17 protein-coding genes are annotated in these 19712 nt (G+C 60.9%); 15 read left to right on the top strand and 2 right to left on the bottom strand.

All coding sequences use genetic code 11. From position 1 onward, the window contains the following. Positions 1 to 387: 387 nt before the first annotated feature. Together NLM33_RS24490 and NLM33_RS24485 are read right to left on the bottom strand one after the other, a co-directional pair. Complete coding sequence (locus NLM33_RS24490; protein WP_254099570.1) at positions 388 to 1932, bottom strand: enoyl-CoA hydratase-related protein; 1545 nt, start codon at positions 1930 to 1932, stop codon at positions 388 to 390. A gap of 119 nt (positions 1933 to 2051) precedes the next feature. After that, the gene (locus NLM33_RS24485) at positions 2052 to 3593 is read right to left on the bottom strand and encodes an acyl-CoA synthetase (protein WP_254099568.1); all 1542 of its coding nucleotides are present in this window, start codon (positions 3591 to 3593) and stop codon (positions 2052 to 2054) included. 264 nt (positions 3594 to 3857) lie between these two features. On the opposite strand from NLM33_RS24485, the gene NLM33_RS24480 reads away from it, so the two are divergent. The 15 genes from NLM33_RS24480 (at position 3858) to NLM33_RS24405 (ending at position 19669) form a co-directional block, all read left to right on the top strand. Beyond that, entirely contained in the window at positions 3858 to 4532 is a 675-nt protein-coding gene (locus tag NLM33_RS24480; protein WP_254099566.1) for a TetR/AcrR family transcriptional regulator, read from the top strand. 822 nt (positions 4533 to 5354) lie between these two features. Beyond that, positions 5355 to 6503: an acyl-CoA dehydrogenase family protein gene (locus tag NLM33_RS24470; RefSeq protein ID WP_254099562.1), complete on the top strand. Its 1149-nt coding sequence runs from the start codon at positions 5355 to 5357 to the stop codon at positions 6501 to 6503. A 29-nt stretch (positions 6504 to 6532) separates the two neighbouring features. Continuing rightward, a complete protein-coding gene (locus NLM33_RS24465; protein ID WP_254099553.1) occupies positions 6533 to 7708 on the top strand; it encodes an acetyl-CoA C-acyltransferase in 1176 nt (391 codons plus the stop codon). A gap of 24 nt (positions 7709 to 7732) precedes the next feature. Next, entirely contained in the window at positions 7733 to 8494 is a 762-nt protein-coding gene (locus NLM33_RS24460) for an SDR family NAD(P)-dependent oxidoreductase (RefSeq protein WP_254099551.1), read from the top strand. After that, a complete protein-coding gene (locus tag NLM33_RS24455) occupies positions 8491 to 9666 on the top strand; it encodes an acyl-CoA dehydrogenase family protein (protein ID WP_254099549.1) in 1176 nt (391 codons plus the stop codon). Before NLM33_RS24460 ends, NLM33_RS24455 begins: the two co-directional genes overlap by 4 nt. Next, positions 9615 to 10730: a phosphotransferase family protein gene (locus tag NLM33_RS24450; protein WP_371929986.1), complete on the top strand. Its 1116-nt coding sequence runs from the start codon at positions 9615 to 9617 to the stop codon at positions 10728 to 10730. Before NLM33_RS24455 ends, NLM33_RS24450 begins: the two co-directional genes overlap by 52 nt. Continuing rightward, a complete protein-coding gene (locus NLM33_RS24445; RefSeq protein WP_254099547.1) occupies positions 10727 to 11503 on the top strand; it encodes an enoyl-CoA hydratase/isomerase family protein in 777 nt (258 codons plus the stop codon). The genes NLM33_RS24450 and NLM33_RS24445 overlap by 4 nt, the downstream gene beginning before the upstream one ends. A gap of 13 nt (positions 11504 to 11516) precedes the next feature. Then, positions 11517 to 12680 (top strand): acetyl-CoA C-acetyltransferase, encoded by a 1164-nt coding sequence (locus NLM33_RS24440; RefSeq protein ID WP_254099545.1) that lies wholly within the window; start codon positions 11517 to 11519, stop codon positions 12678 to 12680. Continuing rightward, positions 12677 to 13672: a nitronate monooxygenase family protein gene (locus tag NLM33_RS24435; protein ID WP_254099543.1), complete on the top strand. Its 996-nt coding sequence runs from the start codon at positions 12677 to 12679 to the stop codon at positions 13670 to 13672. Before NLM33_RS24440 ends, NLM33_RS24435 begins: the two co-directional genes overlap by 4 nt. A gap of 54 nt (positions 13673 to 13726) precedes the next feature. Continuing rightward, complete coding sequence (locus tag NLM33_RS24430) at positions 13727 to 14506, top strand: ABC transporter ATP-binding protein (protein ID WP_371929985.1); 780 nt, start codon at positions 13727 to 13729, stop codon at positions 14504 to 14506. Beyond that, positions 14503 to 15216, top strand: a complete 714-nt coding sequence (locus NLM33_RS24425) for an ABC transporter ATP-binding protein (RefSeq protein WP_008135694.1) — start codon at positions 14503 to 14505, stop codon at positions 15214 to 15216. The genes NLM33_RS24430 and NLM33_RS24425 overlap by 4 nt, the downstream gene beginning before the upstream one ends. A gap of 13 nt (positions 15217 to 15229) precedes the next feature. Then, positions 15230 to 16108 carry a branched-chain amino acid ABC transporter permease gene (locus NLM33_RS24420; RefSeq protein ID WP_254099539.1) on the top strand — a complete coding sequence of 293 codons (879 nt, stop codon included), beginning with the start codon at positions 15230 to 15232 and terminating at the stop codon, positions 16106 to 16108. Between the two features lie 2 nt (positions 16109 to 16110). After that, entirely contained in the window at positions 16111 to 17130 is a 1020-nt protein-coding gene (locus NLM33_RS24415) for a branched-chain amino acid ABC transporter permease (RefSeq protein WP_254099536.1), read from the top strand. Between the two features lie 20 nt (positions 17131 to 17150). Next, complete coding sequence (locus NLM33_RS24410) at positions 17151 to 18359, top strand: ABC transporter substrate-binding protein (protein ID WP_254099534.1); 1209 nt, start codon at positions 17151 to 17153, stop codon at positions 18357 to 18359. 164 nt (positions 18360 to 18523) lie between these two features. After that, positions 18524 to 19669 (top strand): acyl-CoA dehydrogenase family protein, encoded by a 1146-nt coding sequence (locus tag NLM33_RS24405; RefSeq protein WP_254099527.1) that lies wholly within the window; start codon positions 18524 to 18526, stop codon positions 19667 to 19669. Positions 19670 to 19712: the final 43 nt, after the last annotated feature.

The raw sequence follows: 19712 nt of genomic DNA, 5'->3' as shown, positions 1-19712 counted from the left end.
ATCGATACGTCACGAGATAGATCGCACGCGCCTTCAGGTTGGGCGTCATCGCAGAGAGATCGCCCGTCTCCGACTCGCTGGGATACGCGTCGACGCGGCGGAGGCAATTGTGGAAAGAATGCTGACGAAAATCGAAGAATTGTGTCTCCAACGCAACGCGTTGGCAAAAGCCAGACCTAATCCTGCGAAGGGCAGAGTCGGCCACCGAAGATACTGAGACGGACGAGGCCGATCGCATGCCAAGCCACGGAACGCGCGACCTGCCGCCCGTACGTCGAGCATCTGAGCGAGCGAGACGTCGATCATAGCAGCTAGGGCCTAGATGCCCGACGACGGGGGGCGACGCTATACGACGACAGGCCACTAGATCAGGAGCTGAGGAGCCGTTCACTCTTCAGGGAGCCATCCGCCGCTCAAGAACCCATCCACTGAACGCAAGATATCTGGAGCAAGAGGCCCCTCCGACGACCACCAAGTCAATGGCCCTCCGGAATAGGCGGGGAACACGCCGCCCACCACACAGGCAACATCTGCCAAAGAGGCATCCCCGACCTCGTTGCGCGCCTCTCGTCGGTTCGCTGCAAGCGCCTGCGCAGCTAGGATGAGTAAGCGCGGGAAGTTTTCCGTGATGCCCCGATCCTTTATCAGGGCGAGGATCGCCAACAGCGAGCGCTCGCCGTCATGGATATAGGGCGTCGCTCGCAATTGTTTAGCCAGAGCAAGCGCCTTGCCGATGCGATCATCTCCGGGCGTTGCTATGATCTCAAGGGCGCGCCCGTACTCGGACGAACTCGCGGAGTGGACGCCAATGAAATGTTCGCGCCGATCTTGCGCTGCGTTCAGGATTTTGAGATCGGCCTCGTTCTCCGTGCGATAGGAGCCAGACACGATGCGTACGTCTGACGGCTGAGATTGACAAAGGTCGACAACGGAGGCTCCCGAGGCGCGAAGATCCGCGCAAAGCGCTTGCGCACCGGCGTCAGTCCCCTCGACGGCGAAGCGGGTGATCGTCGCAGCACCTGCCAGCAATTTGCTCGCACGTTGACGTGACAGAAACAAGGTCGAGACCATGTTGCCGGCCACTGGGTCTTGGATGAGTTCGACAACATGGCTCAATTCGACGCGCGTTCCTTCTTCCACCGTCAGATCGCGCGCCTCCACAACACTCCGCACAATAGCGTCATAGGCTGGATAGTCTGCAGTGACGTCGTCGCCGTGGCCGTAATGCCGCGTGATTTGGCGAACGATATCAGCATCCTCCAGATTGAACGGTCCGGGCTGCAGTCTCGGAGCAAACTTGGATGGCAGCTGCCGTCGAGACGCTTGTTCTGTGAAAGCGACGGCGATATCGATCAGATTATCCTTGGCGACGATTTGATCGACCAGCCCTAACAGCTTTGCCTCGTCAGGCCCGACGGAGCTTCCATTCAAGAGCAACTCTAAACCACGTTCGATACCGATTAGGCGGGGGAGGCGTTGCGTTCCGCCTCCGCCCGGCATCAAGCCCAACTTTATTTCCGGCAGCCCAAGTTGCACCCGGGGGTCGTCGGCTACGATCCGCCAACGGCAGGCCATTGCAACCTCAAGGCCACCACCGAGAGCGAGGCCATTCAGAGCGGCGATCGTGGGTTTAGGCAAAGTCTCTAGGCGCAGAAATAGTCGGCCCAACCGGCCGCAAACGGCCTGAAGCTCGTCACGATCCGCGGTGAGGCCCAATTTCGTGTACGCGCGAGCCATCTCCAGATCGGCACCAGCGAGGAAGGAACTCTTGCCGGACGTCACTATAAGTCCCCGGACGTCGCGATCCCTATTCGCCCGGTCGATTACGACCTCGAATTCATACATCAACGCGTTCGAGGAGACATTCATCGAGCGACCAGGCATGTCGATGGTCGCTATCAGGATGCCATCTTGCATGTACTCGCTGATCATATCGGTGCTGCCTATGAATTGATGCGTCTGAATTGTCTGTCGGCTGTCGCGTGCCGCTTACGACTCTGACGCTCGGCTCCCGCTTAGACATCGTCATTCTTATTGTTTGACTGCGGTCGCTAGGCGGATTTCTCGGGCCAATACCTCTTGCGCAGCTCCTGCTTCATGAGCTTGCCCGTCTGCGATCGCGGGACTTCGGGCACGAAGTCGACGCTCTTGGGCGCCTTGTAGCTGGCAACCCGTGCCTTCACGAAGGCGATGACTTCTTGCGCCAAGTCGTCGTTGCCTTCGATGCCGGGCATGAGTTGCACTATTGCTTTGACCTGTTCGCCCATTTCAGGATCGGGAATACCGATAACGGCTACGTCCGCGATCGCAGGATGAATGACGAGGACGTTCTCGATCTCTTGAGGGTAGATGTTGACCCCACCGGAGATGATCATGAATGCCTTGCGGTCGGTCAAGAACAGATAGCCGTCGGCATCGACGTGTCCGATATCGCCGACCGTCGTCCAATACGGATGTGCAGGATGTTGCGCGGCTTGTGTCTTCTCGGGCTCGTCGTGGTAGACAAACGGCATCCCGTCGCGTTCGAAATAGATGGCACCCGTCTGACCCATTGGGACTTCGTTGCCTTCCTCGTCGCAGATATGAATTTTCCCCAGTACGGCGCGACCGACGGAGCCGGGCTTTCTGAGCCACTCCTCGGGCCCAATCACGGTCATCCCGTTCATTTCGGTGGCGGAGTAGTACTCCCACAATACCGGACCCCACCACGTCATCATCTCTCGCTTGACTTCAACGGGACACGGAGCGGCGGCGTGAATGGCAACCTGCAAACTGCTGATGTCATACCGACCCCGCACTGACTCGGGCAGTTTGAGCATCCTGACGAACATGGTCGGGACCCACTGACTGTGGGTCACCTTGTAGCGTTGGATGATGGCCAAAGCCGCTTCGGCGTCGAACTTGTCCATGACCAACGCAGTGCCCCCGAGCGCTTGGACGGTCGCGCAGGTTCGCAGCGGCGCGGCATGATAGAGCGGCGCAGGAGACAAGTAGATGGTCCTCTCGTCGAAACCGAAGTTCGACGAGAACATCTGCACCATCGTATCGCCTGGATCGGAAACCTGCCGCTCCGGCAGCGCATGCTTTACGCCTTTGGGTCTGCCGGTTGTGCCGGAGGAATACAGCATGTCGGCGCCACGAGGTTGGAAGGATGGCATGGTGGCGCGCGCGGTTTTCAGTAGATGCTGGTATGGCTCGTAACCAGGCAGATCCCCTTCGAGACTGATGCGACGCTTGAGCTGGCTGTGCGTACCAAGTCTTGAGGCCGTCTCGACACCACCGCGACCCACGAACAACGCGGCAGCGCCGGAGTTGGCGAGCATGTAGTCGACTTCATCAGAGCTCAACCGATAGTTTATCGGCATCAGATACAGACCCGAACGCTGAGTGGCCCAATAGATGTCGAAAATCCAAGAGCTATTGTCGGAGAGTACGCCGACCACATCGCCAGGCCGCAGGCCCGCGTCGAAGAGCCAATTTGCAACTCGCCGTGACCGGTTCTCCAATTCGGCATAGGTCACGACCTCACCGGTCGCTGTCATGATGAGGGCAGGGCGGTCCGGATTTGTAAGTGCATGGGTCCCCGGATACATGATCACTCCCTGGATGCCGCCCTTCCGAGGAAGACGCGGAGTTGATATCGAGCGGAATTTGCTGGCGGGTTCGTGATGCTGACCGCCTATGGTCGGCCTGCGCTTGCAAGGCGTTTCACTGGCTACGGCGGCAAGTCAGGCAGCGCCTTTTGCTCTTCCTACCCTTGATTTGCTTGAAGTTTGAGCTTGAACAAGAACTGATATTGATGTCACATTACTGATTGCGGGCTAGTGGTCAAGGGATCGCGATGCTATGGATGGCAAATGCTGGAGACCGATGATTCTGCTTTAGAGCCGCTGGCCCCCGCGACAGCGAAGGGGGCCGCGATGCGTGAGCGGCTGCTCAACGCCTCGGCGCGTGTATTCGCGCGCAAGGGGTATGAGGCCACCCGGGTCGAGGACATTGTCAAGATTGCCCGCACGTCTTACGGCAACTTCTATCGGCACTTTCGAAACAAGGACGAAATTCTGCTGGCCGTGTTGAAGCCGCTGGTCGACGAGATCTACGTCGCAAGCAAACGCAGGATTGGCCGCTCGTTGAAGGCAACCGAAGCAGAGTTCGTTGAGAATACCATCGCTTATCTCAAGATCTATGCCCGGCATCGTAAGTTATTGCGTGTCATGCGGGAGGCGGCCGCTCGCGGCGAGAAGGCGACATTTCTGTCTCTCTATGTCACGGAACGTAGCCGCTTCGTTAGGCGTACCTCCACCTGGCTGACACGGCTTCAAGGGCTAGGCGAACTAGGTCGCGAACTCGATCCTGAAATGGCTGCCGAAGTGCTCGGCGCTACGATGGAGCAGGTTTCCTATATGAAGCTTGATCTCGCCTCGGAAGATCCAAGTGACGCCGAGGTCGAGCACATAGGATCGCACTGCGCGAAGATCTGGTACCGAGGTGTGTTTGGCGCGGTCAAAGAAGATTCGCCTGCTCCAAACTAGGGCGTGCGTCCACGAACGCTGGTTTCCGGTAGCAAGGCGGAAGTCGCTCCGCTTGGCTGCATCGGCGGTTAGAGAAATATCATCTCGCAGCATGAGGCCGGTGTGACATGAAAAAGAGCGACGTCGTTTGTCCTGAGTGCGGCGCTGGTTTTCGACGTCTCGAATTATCGTCACGGCCGGGCGAAATAGGCGAGTACCGCTGTCCGGTCTGCGATTCCTCCCTGGAAGTTTTCGACGGTAGCAAGTTAGTTGCCTACCGCCTGACAATCGAACCGTGCACGAGAGCCATGCGCGATTGAGGCGGCCTCACCGAAATTTCGGATTGTATCCGCAGCCGGCAGCCTATCGCCATCGATTGATCCAGTCGCCAGCTCGCTGCTGTGCGTGGGTTCAATTGGTCTGTCTTGCTTGCTCGCTCTAGCATCATGCCGTCTTAAATTGCCGCATCGACTATTCGGTTGGGCCGCGATCGGCCATCGATGCGACTGCGTGCGGCGGCCAAGCAGGTGCGTTGCGCATCGTCGTGAATGCCGCCCAGGGCCATAAGCGCGCGATCGAGCGGTCATCATCCCAAAGTGCCACGCGTTTGGCTCGCAGCATCCGCGCGAAGCCTTGACGGGACGGATGATCGGTAATATGACGTCAATATCACTTTTATCCGCCGATGCAGAAGCGCGGGATTTCGACAGGGGAGGAGCCGATTAAATCGGCGCAAAACTCAATGAAATCAGCTATTTCGTTGCTTCGCTCCCTCGTTCATGGCGCGGTCGCACTCGTTCGCCGTCTACCCGTCATTGGCGGATATTCGGCGGGAGCTTCGTCATGATCCTGAACGAAACTCAAGCCGCCATCCGCGACGAGGTGCGCAAGTTTGCTCAGGAGCGGATTGCTCCCCGCGCCCGCGAGTACGAAGAAGCCAATGGGTACCCGCCGGAGCTATTTGAAGAGCTCGCGAGTCTTGGTCTGATGGGAATGACGGCTCCCGATGCTGTCGGCGGAGCTGGTGCGGACTACGTGGCCTATGCGGCCTCACTCATCGAGATCGCAGCGGCTGATGGCGCGCTGTCTACGATATTGAGCATTCAGAACAGTCTGATCGTATCAGGCTTGTTGAAGGACGGTACGCCGACGCAGCAAGCGAAATTTCTACCCTTGCTGATCTCTGGGCGAATGATCGGCGCATTCGCACTAACAGAGGCGGAGGCGGGCTCGGATGCTTCCGCGTTGAGGACGCGCGCCGTTCGCGCGGGCGATGGCTACAAGCTAAACGGAGCGAAGCAGTTCATTTCGTCGGGACGAACTGCCGGCCTCGCGATCGTATTCGCTGTAACCAATCCTGCAGCGGGCAAACGCGGGATCTCGGCCTTTCTGGTCCCTACTGATAGTCCCGGGTACAGCGTCGAGAGGGTCGAACGCAAGTTGGGGCAGGCGGCGTCCGACACTTGTGCCCTTCGGTTCGATGACGTTTTCGTCGAAGAAGGGTTGCGGCTCGGGCCGGAGGGCGCGGGCTACTCCATAGCGCTCTCCAATCTTGAAGTCGGCCGCATCGGCATTGCGGCTCAATGTGTGGGAATGGCGCGCGCCGCTCTTGACGCGGCGGTGAGGTACTCGGGCGAGCGCAAGAGTTTTGGAGCCCCAATCATCTCGCATCAGGCCGTCGGATTTCGTCTTGCGGACCTTGCCGCAAGACTTGAGGCCGCTCATCAGCTCGTGCTGCATGCGGCCGCGATGAAGGACGCCGCTCTACCCTGTCTCAAGGAAGCGTCGATGGCCAAGCTCGTAGCCTCCGAAACAGCCGAGGAGGTGGTTTCCGGCGCGCTACAGACATTCGGCGGCTACGGCTATCTGGAAGATTATGCGGTCGCCAAGATCTACCGCGATGTGCGCGTTTGCCAGATCTACGAAGGCACATCAGACATTCAGCGAATGGTCATTGCGCGCGATCTTGCGAAAACCGCGGCAGCAACGTGACCGGCAACGAAATGCATCGAGGAGCGTCTATGTCCGATCCAGTTGTCATCGCGAGCTACGCACGTACGCCCATCGGGTCGTTCCAGGGGTCGCTCGCTCGCTTCAAGGCCACCGAGCTGGGTGCTGCAGCAGTGAAGGCGGCGGTCGAACGGGCCGTCGTCGCGACGGAAAACGTAGACCAAGTGGTCATGGGCTGCGTATTGCCGGCCGCTCTTGGTCAGGCTCCCGCTCGACAAGTTGCGCTCGGGGCGGGGTTGCCTCTCAGCGCTCAGGCAACGACCGTCAACAAAATGTGCGGTTCCGGGATGCAAGCCGCGATCCTGGCTCACGACGCGATTGCGGTGGGCTCCGCGAACGTTGTCGTCGCGGGCGGCATGGAGAGCATGACGAACGCGCCGTATGCGCTACCCAAGCATCGCGGCGGCGCGCGCATCGGGCATGACCGTATCATCGACACGATGATGATGGACGGACTGGAGGATGCGTACACTCCAGGCAAGGCCATGGGCGTCTTCGCGGAAGATGCTGCGCGCGAGTTTCAGTTCAGTCGCGTTGCGCAGGACGAATATGCGCTCCGGTCCCTGGACCGGGCCAAGGCCGCAATTTCAGGCGGAGCATTCGCTGATGAGATAGTGGCCCTGCCGGCGGCAGCCAAAACTGGATCGGTCGCTGATACCGACGAGCAGCCCGGAAAGGCGAAGCCGGAGAAGATTCCTTTCCTGAAGCCGGCGTTTGCTCCTGACGGCACGATCACTCCTGCCAACGCGTCGTCCATTTCCGATGGAGCTGCCGCCCTGGTAATGACCCGCCGAAGCATCGCCGAGAGATTGGGGCTCCCGATCGCCGCGACGATCCGGGGGCACGCTGCTCACGCCCACGCGCCGGCTCTGTTCACGACCGCCCCGGTGCCCGCAATCCAGAAGGTGCTCGCCAAGGCCGGGTGGTCGGCCGCCGACGTCGATCTCTACGAGATCAATGAGGCGTTTGCCGTGGTAGCGATGATCGCCGCACGCGAACTCGATATTCCGGCTGAGAAACTCAACGTCAATGGCGGTGCGACCGCCCTCGGCCATCCCATCGGCGCGAGCGGCGCGCGCATCATTGTCACCTTGCTCGCTGCGCTCAAGGCGCGCGGTCTCAAGCGAGGCGTGGCCAGCCTTTGCATCGGCGGCGGCGAAGCGACCGCGATGGCAATCGAAGTTTGAACCTCGAAGACAGGAAAGATAAGCATGCACATCAAGGGAACAGCCGCGATCGTCACCGGCGGCGCATCCGGTCTCGGGGGCGCCGCGGCCGAGCGTTTAGCGGCGGCCGGCGCCAAAGTGACGATCTTGGATCTCAACTCCGAGTTGGGAGAGGCGCACGCCAAGGCTATCGGTGGGCACTTCGTTAAAGTCGACGTGACCGATGAGGATGGCGTCGAGCAGGCGCTCGAATCCGCGGAGCGCTTGGACGGCAAAGCGCGCATCCTGGTCAACTGCGCCGGCCTCGGCCCGCCCGGCAAGGCTATCGGCCGAGACGGCAAGGCGCTGCCGCTGCGTGACTTCGCCAGAACGATCAACATCAATCTGATCGGCAGCTTCAATGTCCTGTCGAAGTTCGCCGCGCGTCTTCATGCGGCTGAGCTTGCCGACGAGGAACGAGGCGTCATCATCAACACCGCCAGCGTTGCCGCATTCGATGGCCAGATCGGCCAAGCCGCCTATTCGGCATCCAAGGGCGGCATCGTCGGCATGACCCTGCCTCTTGCGCGTGAATTCGCGCGCTACGGCATCCGGGTCATGACGATCGCGCCCGGCATCTTCCTGACCCCGCTGCTGATGTCGCTGCCTGAAGAGGCGCAGAAGTCGCTCGGCAAGCAGGTTCCATTTCCGAGCCGGCTCGGTCATCCCTCCGAATTTGCTCAAATGGTCGAGTCCATCATCGCCAATCCAATGCTCAACGGCGAAACGATCCGCCTCGACGGCGCAATCCGGATGGCACCGAAATGAGCGGGATCGGCGCGCAGCGTACTCAGGAGATCGCCGATCGCGTCGAGCGCTTCGTTCGGGATATCGTGGTTCCGTACGAGCGCGATCCTCGCCGTGATCATCATGATTGCCCAAAGGACGAACTGGTCACGGAGTTGCGTGAACTGGCGCGGGCGGCAGGCGTATTGACGCCGCACATACTGCCCGACGGTTCACATCTCTCGCAGAGCGAGACGGCGATAGTCCTGGCCAAGACAGGCCTATCGCCGCTTGGACCGCTCGCATGCAACACGGCGGCCCCCGATGAAGGCAATATGTACCTTCTGGGCAAAATCGGCTCGCCCGAGATCAAGGAGCGGTTTCTAAAACCGCTCGTCGAGGGGCGCGCGCGGTCTGCATTCTTCATGACCGAGCCAGCTGAGGAGGGGGGAGCGGGATCAGACCCATCCATGATGACGACGACCTGTCGTCCGGACGGCAACCAGTGGGTCGTGAATGGACGCAAGGCCTTCATCACGGGGGCACGCGGAGCCAAGGTCGGCATCGTGATGGCAAAGGCCGAGGAGGGCGCATGCATGTTCCTCGTCGATCTGCCCGATCCGGCGATCACCATCGATCATGTACCGAACACGATCGACAGCTCGATGCCGGGTGGCCATGCTGTCGTGACCATCCGAAATTTGCGCGTCCCCGCCGATCAGATGCTCGGACACCCGGGCGAGGGCTTTAAGTATGCACAGATCCGCCTGTCGCCGGCCAGGTTGTCGCACTGCATGCGCTGGCTGGGCGCTTGCATTCGCGCCAACGAAATCGCGACAAGATACGCGAACCGCCGACAAGCCTTCGGGAAGACGCTGATTGATCACGAGGGAGTTGGCTTCATGCTTGCCGACAACCTCATCGATCTCAAACAGGCCGAGTTGATGATCGCCTGGTGTGCGAGCGTTCTCGATATGGGATCGCTCGGTACGAACGAGAGCTCGATGGCGAAAGTCGCGGTCAGCGAGGCGCTCATGCGGGTGGCCGATCGCTGCGTGCAGGTGATGGGTGGATCTGGCGTCACCAACGAAACCATCGTCGAGCAGGTCTTCCGTGAGGTTCGCGCATTTCGAATCTATGACGGCCCCACCGAGGTGCACAAATGGTCGCTTGCAAAGAAGATCAAGCGCGACTGGCAGAAGGCAAACCCGTGAGCGCTCTCGACGAAGCGGCGAATTCCGGACTGACTGAGCCCTCCGAGGGTTATCGTCTCGACGAGGACGCCTTGTCGCGATGGATGACGGCCAACGTCGATGGATTTAGAGGACCTCTCAACGCCTCGAAATTCAGGGGAGGTCAGTCGAACCCGACCTACCGTCTTCAGTCAGCGGACGGTGTCTACGTCCTGCGGCGGAAACCGCCGGGTTTGCTGGTATCCGGCGCGCACGCAGTCGATCGCGAGGCTCGCGTACAAAGCGCGCTGTCGCAAGTTGGGTTTCCGGTGGCGCGCATTTACGGATATTGCGCCGACAAGTCTGTCATCGGGAGCGAATTCTATGTGATGCAGCTCGTCGAAGGCCGCATCTTCTGGGATGCAACTTTTCCCGAGGTGAGCCGCGAAGATCGTCCTTCCTACTTCTATGCCATGTGCGACGTCATCGCGCAGCTGCACTCCATTAAGCCGGTTTCGATTGGTCTGGGCGACTACGGAAGGCCGGGCAGCTACTTCGCGCGGCAGCTGGGTCGCTGGTCACGGCAGTATCAGGAAGATCCTGAGGCCGGGCGCGACGCCAACATGGACCGCCTCGTCAAAGCGCTCCCGGAACGCATTCCCCAAGGTGAGGAGGTCGCAATCGTCCATGGCGACTTTCGCTGCGACAATCTCATCTTTCATCCCCGAGAGCCGCGAATTATCGCCGTACTCGATTGGGAGCTTTCGACCATCGGACATCCGCTGGCGGACTTCGCCTATCACGCGATGATGTATCGGATGCCTCCTCATATCGTCGCCGGTCTTGGCGGAGCCGATCTGGCGGCCCTCAACATTCCGAGCGAAGCGGAATATATCAAGAGGTATTGCCGAGCGACCGGACGCGAAACGATTCCGGACTGGCACTTCTACGTTGCTTTCAATTTCTTCCGGCTCGCGGCGATCATGCATGGCATTGCTGGTCGCGCGCTGCGCGGCACGGCCTCCTCGACGCAGGCTATCGAGCGCGGCAAGACCTTTCCAGAACTGGCTGCGTTGGCTGTTCGCGCGCTGGAGAACCTCCCATGAGCGCCCCTATCGAGTTCTCCTGCACCGAGCAGATCGCGACCGTGACCCTGTCGCGCCCGGACCACGGTAACACGATCGATCCCGCTCTGGCTCGAGCTCTTCTGGAGGCCGCCAAACGTTGCGACGAGGACGATGACATCCGGTGCGTTGTTCTGACCGGGCGCGGCAAGCTTTTTTGCGGGGGCGGGGACGTCAGCGCTTTCGCCGCAGCCGGCGCCGACGTCTCGGCCTTCCTGGAGGATCTGGCGGAAACGCTGCACGCGGCAATCATGCGCCTTATGCGTATGAGAAAGCCGCTGATCACGCTCGTGAACGGCCCCGCAGCCGGAGCCGGCATGAGCCTCGCGATGATCGGCGACGTCGCGCTGGCAACCCGCTCGGCTCACTTCAGCCCGGCCTACACCGCCTTGGGCCTCAGCCCGGACGGAGGAATGAGCTGGCTGCTGCCGCGGGTGGTTGGCCTCAGGCGAGCTCAGGAGATCATCCTGTCCAACCGTCGCGTGTCGAGCGACGAGGCAGAGCGAATTGGTATCGTCACGCGCATCGTCGATGGCGAGCAGTTGCTTGCCTCCGGCGCCGAACTCGCTGCGAAGCTCGCGGCCGAGCCGGTGGCAGCGCTCGGTGCGGTCCGGCGTCTCCTGCTCGAAAGTTACGATAGCACGCTGGAGACGCAACTCGAGCGCGAGATGCGGAGCATTGCCGCGCTGGGTAACTCGGAAGAATCACGTCGTCGCGTAGCGGCCTTCGTCGCTCGTCGAAATTCAAACGGATGAAAGGAATTGTTCCATGGCCGAAGCTTATATCGTCGAAGCTGTACGAACGGCAGGTGGCAGGCGCAACGGCAAGCTGGCCGGCTGGCATCCCGCCAATCTGGCGGCGGAAACGCTCAACACGGTCGTGGACCGCTCGGGGATTGATCCTGCTGCCGTCGACGACGTGATTCTGGGCTGCGTGACGCAGGCCGGCGAACAGGCGTTCGCCTTCGGACGGAATGCGGTTCTTGCCTCCAAGCTCCCTGGATCCGTTCCGGCCGTGACGATCGACCGGCAATGCGGCAGCTCGCAGCAGGCGGTGCAGTTCGCTGCCCAGGCAGTGATGTCCGGCACGCAAGACGTCGTGATCGCCGCCGGCGCGGAGAGCATGACCCGCGTCCCGATGTTCTCGAACGTGTTGCTGCACCAGAAGGAAGGCATCGGGACCGGTCCAATCAGCGACCGCATTCAGAAGCGGTTCGGTGTGGAAACCTTCAGCCAGTTCGAGGGCGCCGAAATGATCGCAAAGAAATACGGGTTCGATCGGCTCACATTGGATCGGTTCGCTCTCGAAAGTCATCGGCGGGCCGCAGAGGCTACGAAATTGGGAGCCTTCAAGAACGAGATCGTGCCCCTCAAGATCGAAGGGGGCGAGCACACCGTGGACGAAGGCATTCGGTTCGACGCCTCGCTGGAGTCGATTGGCTCGGTCAAGCTTCTGAAAGACGGTGGTGTTGTCAGCGCCGCCAATGCAAGCCAGATCTGCGACGGCGCATCCGCCGCGCTGGTCGTTAGCGAGAGGGCTCTCAAGGAGCACAATCTGAAGCCGATCGCGCGCGTCGTCGGTCTTACGGTAACCGCTGGCGATCCCGTCATCATGCTTGAGGAGCCCATCAACGCTACCCGACGGGCTCTCGCGAAGGCAGGAATGAAGATCGGTGATATCGACTTGTACGAAGTCAACGAGGCATTCGCACCGGTGCCGCTTGCCTGGCTTCAGGCCATCGAGGCGGACCCCGCAAAGCTCAATGTAAACGGCGGCGCGATCGCGCTCGGTCACCCGCTCGGCGCTTCGGGCACGAAGCTCCTTTCGACGCTGGTCCACGCTTTGAAGGCCCGCGGCAAGCGATATGGCCTTCAGACGATGTGTGAGGGCGGCGGCATCGCCAACGTGACCATCGTTGAGGTTTTGGGATGACCTTCCAAACCCGCTTTACGGAGCTCGTCGGTATCAGCCACCCGGTCATGCAGGGCGGCATGATGTGGGTCGGGCGTGCGGAGCTCGCCAGCGCGGTCTCCAACGCTGGCGGGTTGGGTATCATCACGGCTTTGACCCAGCCGACCCCGGACGATCTGCGGAGAGAGATTGATCGCTGCCGATCGATGACCGATAGGCCTTTCGGGGTCAACCTGACGATCCTTCCCTCGGTGACACCTCCTCCTTACGCCGAGTATCGAAAGGCCATCATCGAAAGCGGCATCAAGGTGGTCGAGACGGCAGGCGCGCGGCCACAAGAGCATGTGGATGAATTCAAGTCACATGACATCATCGTCATTCACAAGTGCACTTCGGTTCGACACGCCCTTTCCGCCGAGAAGATGGGGGTCGACGTTGTGTCGATCGATGGCTTCGAGTGCGCTGGCCATCCCGGAGAGGATGACGTGCCTGGTCTCGTATTGATCCCCGCTGCGGCAGACAAGATTTCCATTCCGATGTTGGCCAGCGGCGGCTTCGGTGATGGTCGTGGTCTCGCAGCTGCCTTGGCTCTCGGGGCCGACGGAATCAACATGGGCACGCGTTTCTGCGCGACGGTTGAGGCTCCGATACACGAGGCAGTGAAGCAGTTTCTGGTTCAGAACGACGAGCGCGCAACGAACCTTATCTTCCGCAGGTTTCGGAATACGGGCCGGGTCGCCAAGAACAGCGTGTCCGACAAGGTCGTTGAGATATCGAATGTACCTGAAGCCGCGTTTGATGATGTCCGGCCGTTGGTCTCGGGGGCGAAGGGACGCGTTGCGCTCGAAACCGGTGACCTTGACGCTGGGTTGATCTGGGCAGGGCAAGTGCAAGGGCTCATTCACGATGTCCCCACGTGCCAGCGCCTGATCGAGCGGATCGTGGCTGACGCCAAGGTTACGATTCGTGGCCGGCTCGCGGGATTGCTGAAGTCCGAAGGTCTCCCGGCCTGAAGAGAGTGCCGGTGCTCCGGCGTTTTGGGGTAGAGCATGGTTCAAGTGAGGCAAATGAAGGATCAAGGGGTTCTGCTCTCGGTTCGTGGCGTGACGGTCGCTTTCGGCGGCATCACCGCGCTCAACGGCGTGTCCTTTGACATGCACAAGGGCCAGATCCTCGGCTTGATCGGCCCCAACGGCGCCGGCAAGACCACGTTCTTCAACTGCCTGTCCCGGCTCTACCAGCCGTCGTCCGGCGACATCCTGATGGAAGGCGCGAGCATCCTGACGCGCCCGCCGCACCGGATCGCCGAGATCGGCATCGGCCGCACCTTCCAGAACGTGGCGCTGTTTCCGAACCTCTCGGTGATGGACAACGTCCGCGTCGGCACGCATGCGCGCACCTCCAGCGACATCATCAGCGACTCGCTTCGCCTCGCCTGGATCCGCCGCAGCGAGAGCGACGTCAACAAGAAGGTGCACGAGATCCTCGCTTATCTCGACCTCGAGGACGTCGCCCACACCACCGTGTCGGGCCTGCCCTTCGGCACGCAGAAGCGCGTCGAGCTGGCGCGCGCGCTGGCGGCCGATCCGAAGATCCTGCTGCTCGACGAGCCCGCCGGTGGCCTCAACCACGAGGAAGTCTATGTGCTCGGCGACCTCATTCGCCGCATCCGCGACGAGCGTCACATGACCGTGCTGCTGGTCGAGCACCACATGGGCCTCGTGATGTCGATCGCCGACCACGTCGTCGCACTCAATTTCGGCAAGAAGCTCGCGGAAGGCACGCCCGCCCAGGTGCAGGCAGACCCCGACGTCATCAAGGCCTATCTCGGGAGCAAGGACCAATGACGACTCTTCTCAACGTCAAGGACCTGCGCGCCTATTACGGCCAGGTCCAGGCGCTGCATGGCCTGTCCTTCTCGCTCAACGAGGGATCGCTGACGACGCTGCTGGGCGCCAACGGCGCCGGCAAGACCACCACGCTGCGCGCGATCTGCAACATGGTGCGCTCCACCGGCGGGATCGAGTTCGACGGCAAGCCGCTGAACAACCGCTCCACCGAGAGCATCGTGCGGTTCGGCATCGCCCATGTGCCGCAGGGCCGCGGCACCTTCACCACCATGACGGTGGAGGAGAACCTCCAGCTCGGCGCCATCACCCGCAAGGACAGCGCCGGCATCGTCTCCGACATCGAGCGCATGTATGCGCATTTCCCGGTGCTGAAGCAGCGCCACACCCAGCAGGCCGGCACGCTCTCGGGCGGCGAGCAGCAGATGCTCGCGGTTGCCCGCGCGCTGATGCTGCGGCCGCGGCTGATGCTGCTGGACGAGCCCTCCTTCGGCCTCGCGCCGCTGGTGGTCCGTGACCTGTTCGGCATCCTCGGCAAGATCAACCGCGAGGACAAGGTGTCGATCCTGGTGGTCGAGCAGAACGCCCAGCTGGCGCTCGAGCTCGCCGACCAGGCCTATGTGATCGAGACCGGCCGCATCGTGATGTCGGGCAATGCCAAGGACATCGCGAACAACGAAGAAATCCGCAAATCCTATCTGGGTTACTGAGGGAGCCGGGACAATGGAGCTGTTCACGAACCAGGTCCTGGCCGGCATTGCCACGGGCGCGATCTACGCCTGCATGGCGCTCGCCGTGGTCATGATCTACCAGGCCATCGACCATCTCAACTTCGCGCAAGGCGAGATGGCGATGTTCTCGACCTTCATCTCCTGGCAGTTGATGCAGTGGGGGGTGCCCTATTGGGCCGCCTTCCTGATCACGCTGGCATTCTCCTTCGTCGCGGGCATCGCGATCGAGCGCATCCTGTTCAAGCCGCTTGCGAAGGCGCCGGTCCTGACCAACGTCGCCGGCTTCATCGCGCTGTTTGCGATCATCAACTCGTCGGCCGGCCTGATCTGGGACTTCACCATCAAGCAATATCCGACCCCGTTCGGCTCGGCGCCGTTCCTCGGCAGCCAGCTGATCTCGACCCACCAGGTCGGCATGATCGGCGTCACCGTGCTGCTGCTGCTCGGCCTCTACTTCTTCTTCCAGTACACAAGGATCGGCCTTGCGATGCGTGCGGGCGCGTCGGTGCCTGAATCGGCACGCCTCGTCGGCATCAACACCAGCTGGATGATTGCACTGGGCTGGGGCATGGCGACTGCGATCGGCGCGATCGCGGGCATGCTGATTGCGCCGGTGGTGTTCCTCGAGCCCAACATGATGGGCGGCGTGCTGATCTACGGCTTTGCCGCAGCCGTGCTCGGCGGTCTCACCAGCCCGTTCGGCGCCGTGGTCGGCGGCTTCCTGGTCGGCATCTTCGAGAACCTCGCCGGCACCTACATCCCCGGCGTCGGCAATGAGCTGAAACTCCCGATCGCGCTCGCGCTGATCATCTCCGTCCTGGTCGTCAAACCCGCTGGCCTGTTCGGCCGGCACATCGTCAAGCGAGTTTGATCATGAGCGCAGCAGAAGAAGTCGTTGCCGAAGGCAACGAGGCGGTCGAAGCCGTTCCGAAGCGGGCCATGACGCTGGGCACCGGCACCTCGCTGGTGGTGCTGCTGCTTCTCGTCGCCGTTCCCCTGTTCGCGAAGAACTTCGTGATCTTCCAGTTGACCCAGCTGCTGTATCTGGGCCTTGCCGTGCTGGCGCTGAACATCCTGACCGGCGGTTCCGGACAGTTCTCGCTCGGCCAGAGCGCGTTCTACGCCATCGGCGCCTACGTCACCGCTGTCATGATGGAGCAGTTCAACATCCCGTACTTCCTCTGCTTGCCGGTCGCGGCCGTGCTCTGCTTCGGCGCGGGCTTCCTGTTCGGCCAGCCGGCGCTGCGGCTCTCCGGCGTCTATCTTGCGCTTGCGACCTTCGCGCTCGCCACCGCCATGCCGCAGCTTCTGAAGCTGAACTTCCTCGAGCACTGGACCGGCGGCGTGCAGGGCCTCGTCGTCACCAAGCCCGATGCGCCGTTCGGCCTGAAGATGTCGCAGGACATGTGGCTGTATTACTTCACCCTCGTCGTCGTGCTCGCGATCTACATCTTCGCGGTCAATCTGCTGCGCTCGCGCTCGGGCCGCGCCTTCATGGCGATCCGCGACAACGAGATCGCGGCCTCCGCCATGGGCGTCAACGTCGCGCTGTACAAGACGCTGGCCTTCGGCGTGTCCGCAGGCATCACCGGCGTGGCCGGCGGTCTAAGCGCCATAGCGGTGCAGTTCGTGGCGCCCGACAGCTTCACCATCACGCTCGCGATCCAGCTGTTCCTCGGAATGGTCGTTGGTGGCGTCGGCTGGCTGCCGGGCTCGATCGTCGGTGCGGCCTTCATCATCTTCGTGCCGAACATCGCGGAGGGCATCTCCAAGGGCCTCTCCGGCGCCGTGTTCGGCGTCCTCTTGTTTCTCGTCATCTATCTTGTGCCACATGGCGCAAGGCAGGTCGCGATCCTAAGCCAAGGCTGGGTCGCCAAACTAAAACAGAAGTGAAACTCACAAGGAGACTTCATATGCTTGCTAGGATTATAGGGACGACCGCTCTGGCAACAGCAGTGATCGCGCTCGCGTCGGGCGCGGCGCTCGCCCAGAAGAAGTATGATACGGGGGCCAACGACACCGAGATCAAGGTCGGTAATCTCATGCCGTACAGCGGTCCGGGATCTGCCTACGGCGTCATCGGCCAGGTGGAGGCCGCATACTTCAAGATGATCAACGACAAGGGCGGGATCAACGGCCGCAAAGTCAACTTCATCAGCTATGACGACGCGTACTCACCGCCCAAGGCCGTCGAGCAGACGCGCAAGCTGGTGGAGAGCGACGAAGTTCTGCTCATGTTCGATCCGCTGGGCACGGCCAACAACACAGCTATCCAGAAGTATCTGAACTCCAAGAAGATCCCACAGCTTTTCGTGGCGGCGGGCGCCACCAAGTTCAACGATCCCAAGAACTTCCCCTGGACTACGGGCTGGCAACCCTCCTACCAGAGCGAGGCTCGCGCCTACGCGAAGTACATCCTCAGGGAAAAGCCAAACGCCAAAGTCGCCGTTTTCTATCAGAACGACGATCTCGGAAAGGACTACCTGAAGGGTCTCAAGGACAAGCTCGGTGCTCAGATCATCGCCGAGGAAAGCTACGAAACATCAGAGCCGACGATCGACAGTCACATCGTCAAGCTCAAGGCGACAGGGGCCGATACCCTGGTCGATATCAGCTCACCCAAATTTGCGGCTCAGGCAATCAAGAAGATTGCCGAAGTTGACTGGAAGCCGCTGCACATCCTGAGCAACGTCTCGGCGTCGGTCGGCAGCGTGATCAAACCTGCTGGCTTTGAGAACGCACAGGGCATCATCTCCGCCACCTACTTGAAGGACCCGGCGGATCCGCAGTGGGAGAATGATCCCGGCATGAAGGAGTTTCAGGGCTTTCTGAGCAAGTATTATCCCGAAGGCAACAAGCGCGACATCTTGCTGATCACCGGCTACGCGCTTGCGGAGACGCTGGCCCAGACGTTGGAGCAATGCGGCGACGACCTCACCCGCGAGAACGTCATGAAGCAGGCTGCGAACCTGAAGGATTGGCGGACCGAGGCGCTCTTGCCGGGAATCTACCTGAACACCTCGCCGACCGACTTTGCTCCGATCAGCCAACTTCGGTTGATGCGCTTTAGCGGCGAAAAGTGGGAGCTCTTCGGAGACGTGATCAACGGGGACACGGAATAGACCCCCACGCAGAGAACCGCCGCGCATGCTTTCGACAGCAGATGAAATCGAAGCTTTGTCGAAGTCGTGCGCGACGGGTTCAATCGATCACGTTTGGATGAAAATGCGGAAGCCAGCCGGAAACGAAAGCGATGGTTGCTTTCATAGGAACGACGAGTAGGCGCATGATTGACTATCGACCCTCCTGGCTCGATTCCGACCTCGAGATGTATCGCGAAACGGTCGCCCGCTTCGTCGACAAGGAAATGGCGCCATTTGACGAAGAGGCACGCGAGCGAGGGAATGTCGGGCACGAACTCTGGCTTAAGGCCGGCGCGCTTGGACTTCTCTGTTCGGACATTCCGACAGAATATGGCGGCGGCGGTGGCGACTTTCGGCACGAAGCGATCTTCTACGACGCCATGGCGCGACGCGGCCTGACGGGAATGAACCCGTCGGTCCACACGATCGTGGCGCACTATCTGCTGAATCACGGAACGGAGGAGCAAAAGCGCGAATACTTGCCGCGTTTGGCGAGTGGAGAGCTGGTCGGCGCGGTCGCGATGACCGAACCGGGTGCCGGATCGGATCTCCAATCTATACGGACCCGCGCTGAAAAGCGCGACGGGAGCTATGTGATCAACGGCTCAAAGACCTTTATTTCGAACGGCCTCCTTGCTGGCCTGGTGCTCGTCGTTGCGAAGACCGATCCGTCCGAGCGGGCGAGCGGAATGTCGATCATCCTGGTCGAGACGGCAAAAGCTCCCGGCTTTAAGGTCGGCCGCTTGCTCGACAAGCTCGGACTGAAGGCTCAGGACACTTCCGAACTGTTCTTCGACGAGGTTGTCGTGCCAGCCTCGAATCTACTCGGAGGAGTGGAAGGTCGCGGCTTCTATCAATTGATGTCCGACCTGCCCTATGAGCGCACGATTATCGGCGTCATGGCAGTGGCAGCAATGGAAGGCGCTCTCGAGGCCACGCTCGATTTTGTCCGCGAGCGCAAGGCCTTCGGAAAGTCGATCGCCGAATTCCAAAATACAAAATACAGACTGGCCGAGTTGGCGACGATCACGAAGGTCACGCGCAGCTTTGTTGATGAATGCGTCGAGGCGTTGGTTTCCGGCACGCTCGATGCGGCAACAGCCTCGATGGCCAAACTCTGGGCATCGGAGCAGCAGGGTAAGGTTGTCGACGAATGTTTGCAGTTGCACGGCGGATACGGCTTCATGAACGAGTACCTTATTGCACGAATGTATGCCGACGCACGCGTGCAGCGCATCTACGGTGGAACGAGTGAAATGATGAAGGAAGTGATCTCTCGAGCGCTTTAGAGTTTGGAGATCTCTGAACCTAATCGCGCGAGCTCGACGGCCG

The sequence above is a fragment of the Bradyrhizobium sp. CCGUVB1N3 genome (genome assembly GCF_024199925.1).
GTDB lineage: Bacteria > Pseudomonadota > Alphaproteobacteria > Rhizobiales > Xanthobacteraceae > Bradyrhizobium.
This window is presented reverse-complemented; position numbering and strand designations above follow the sequence as displayed.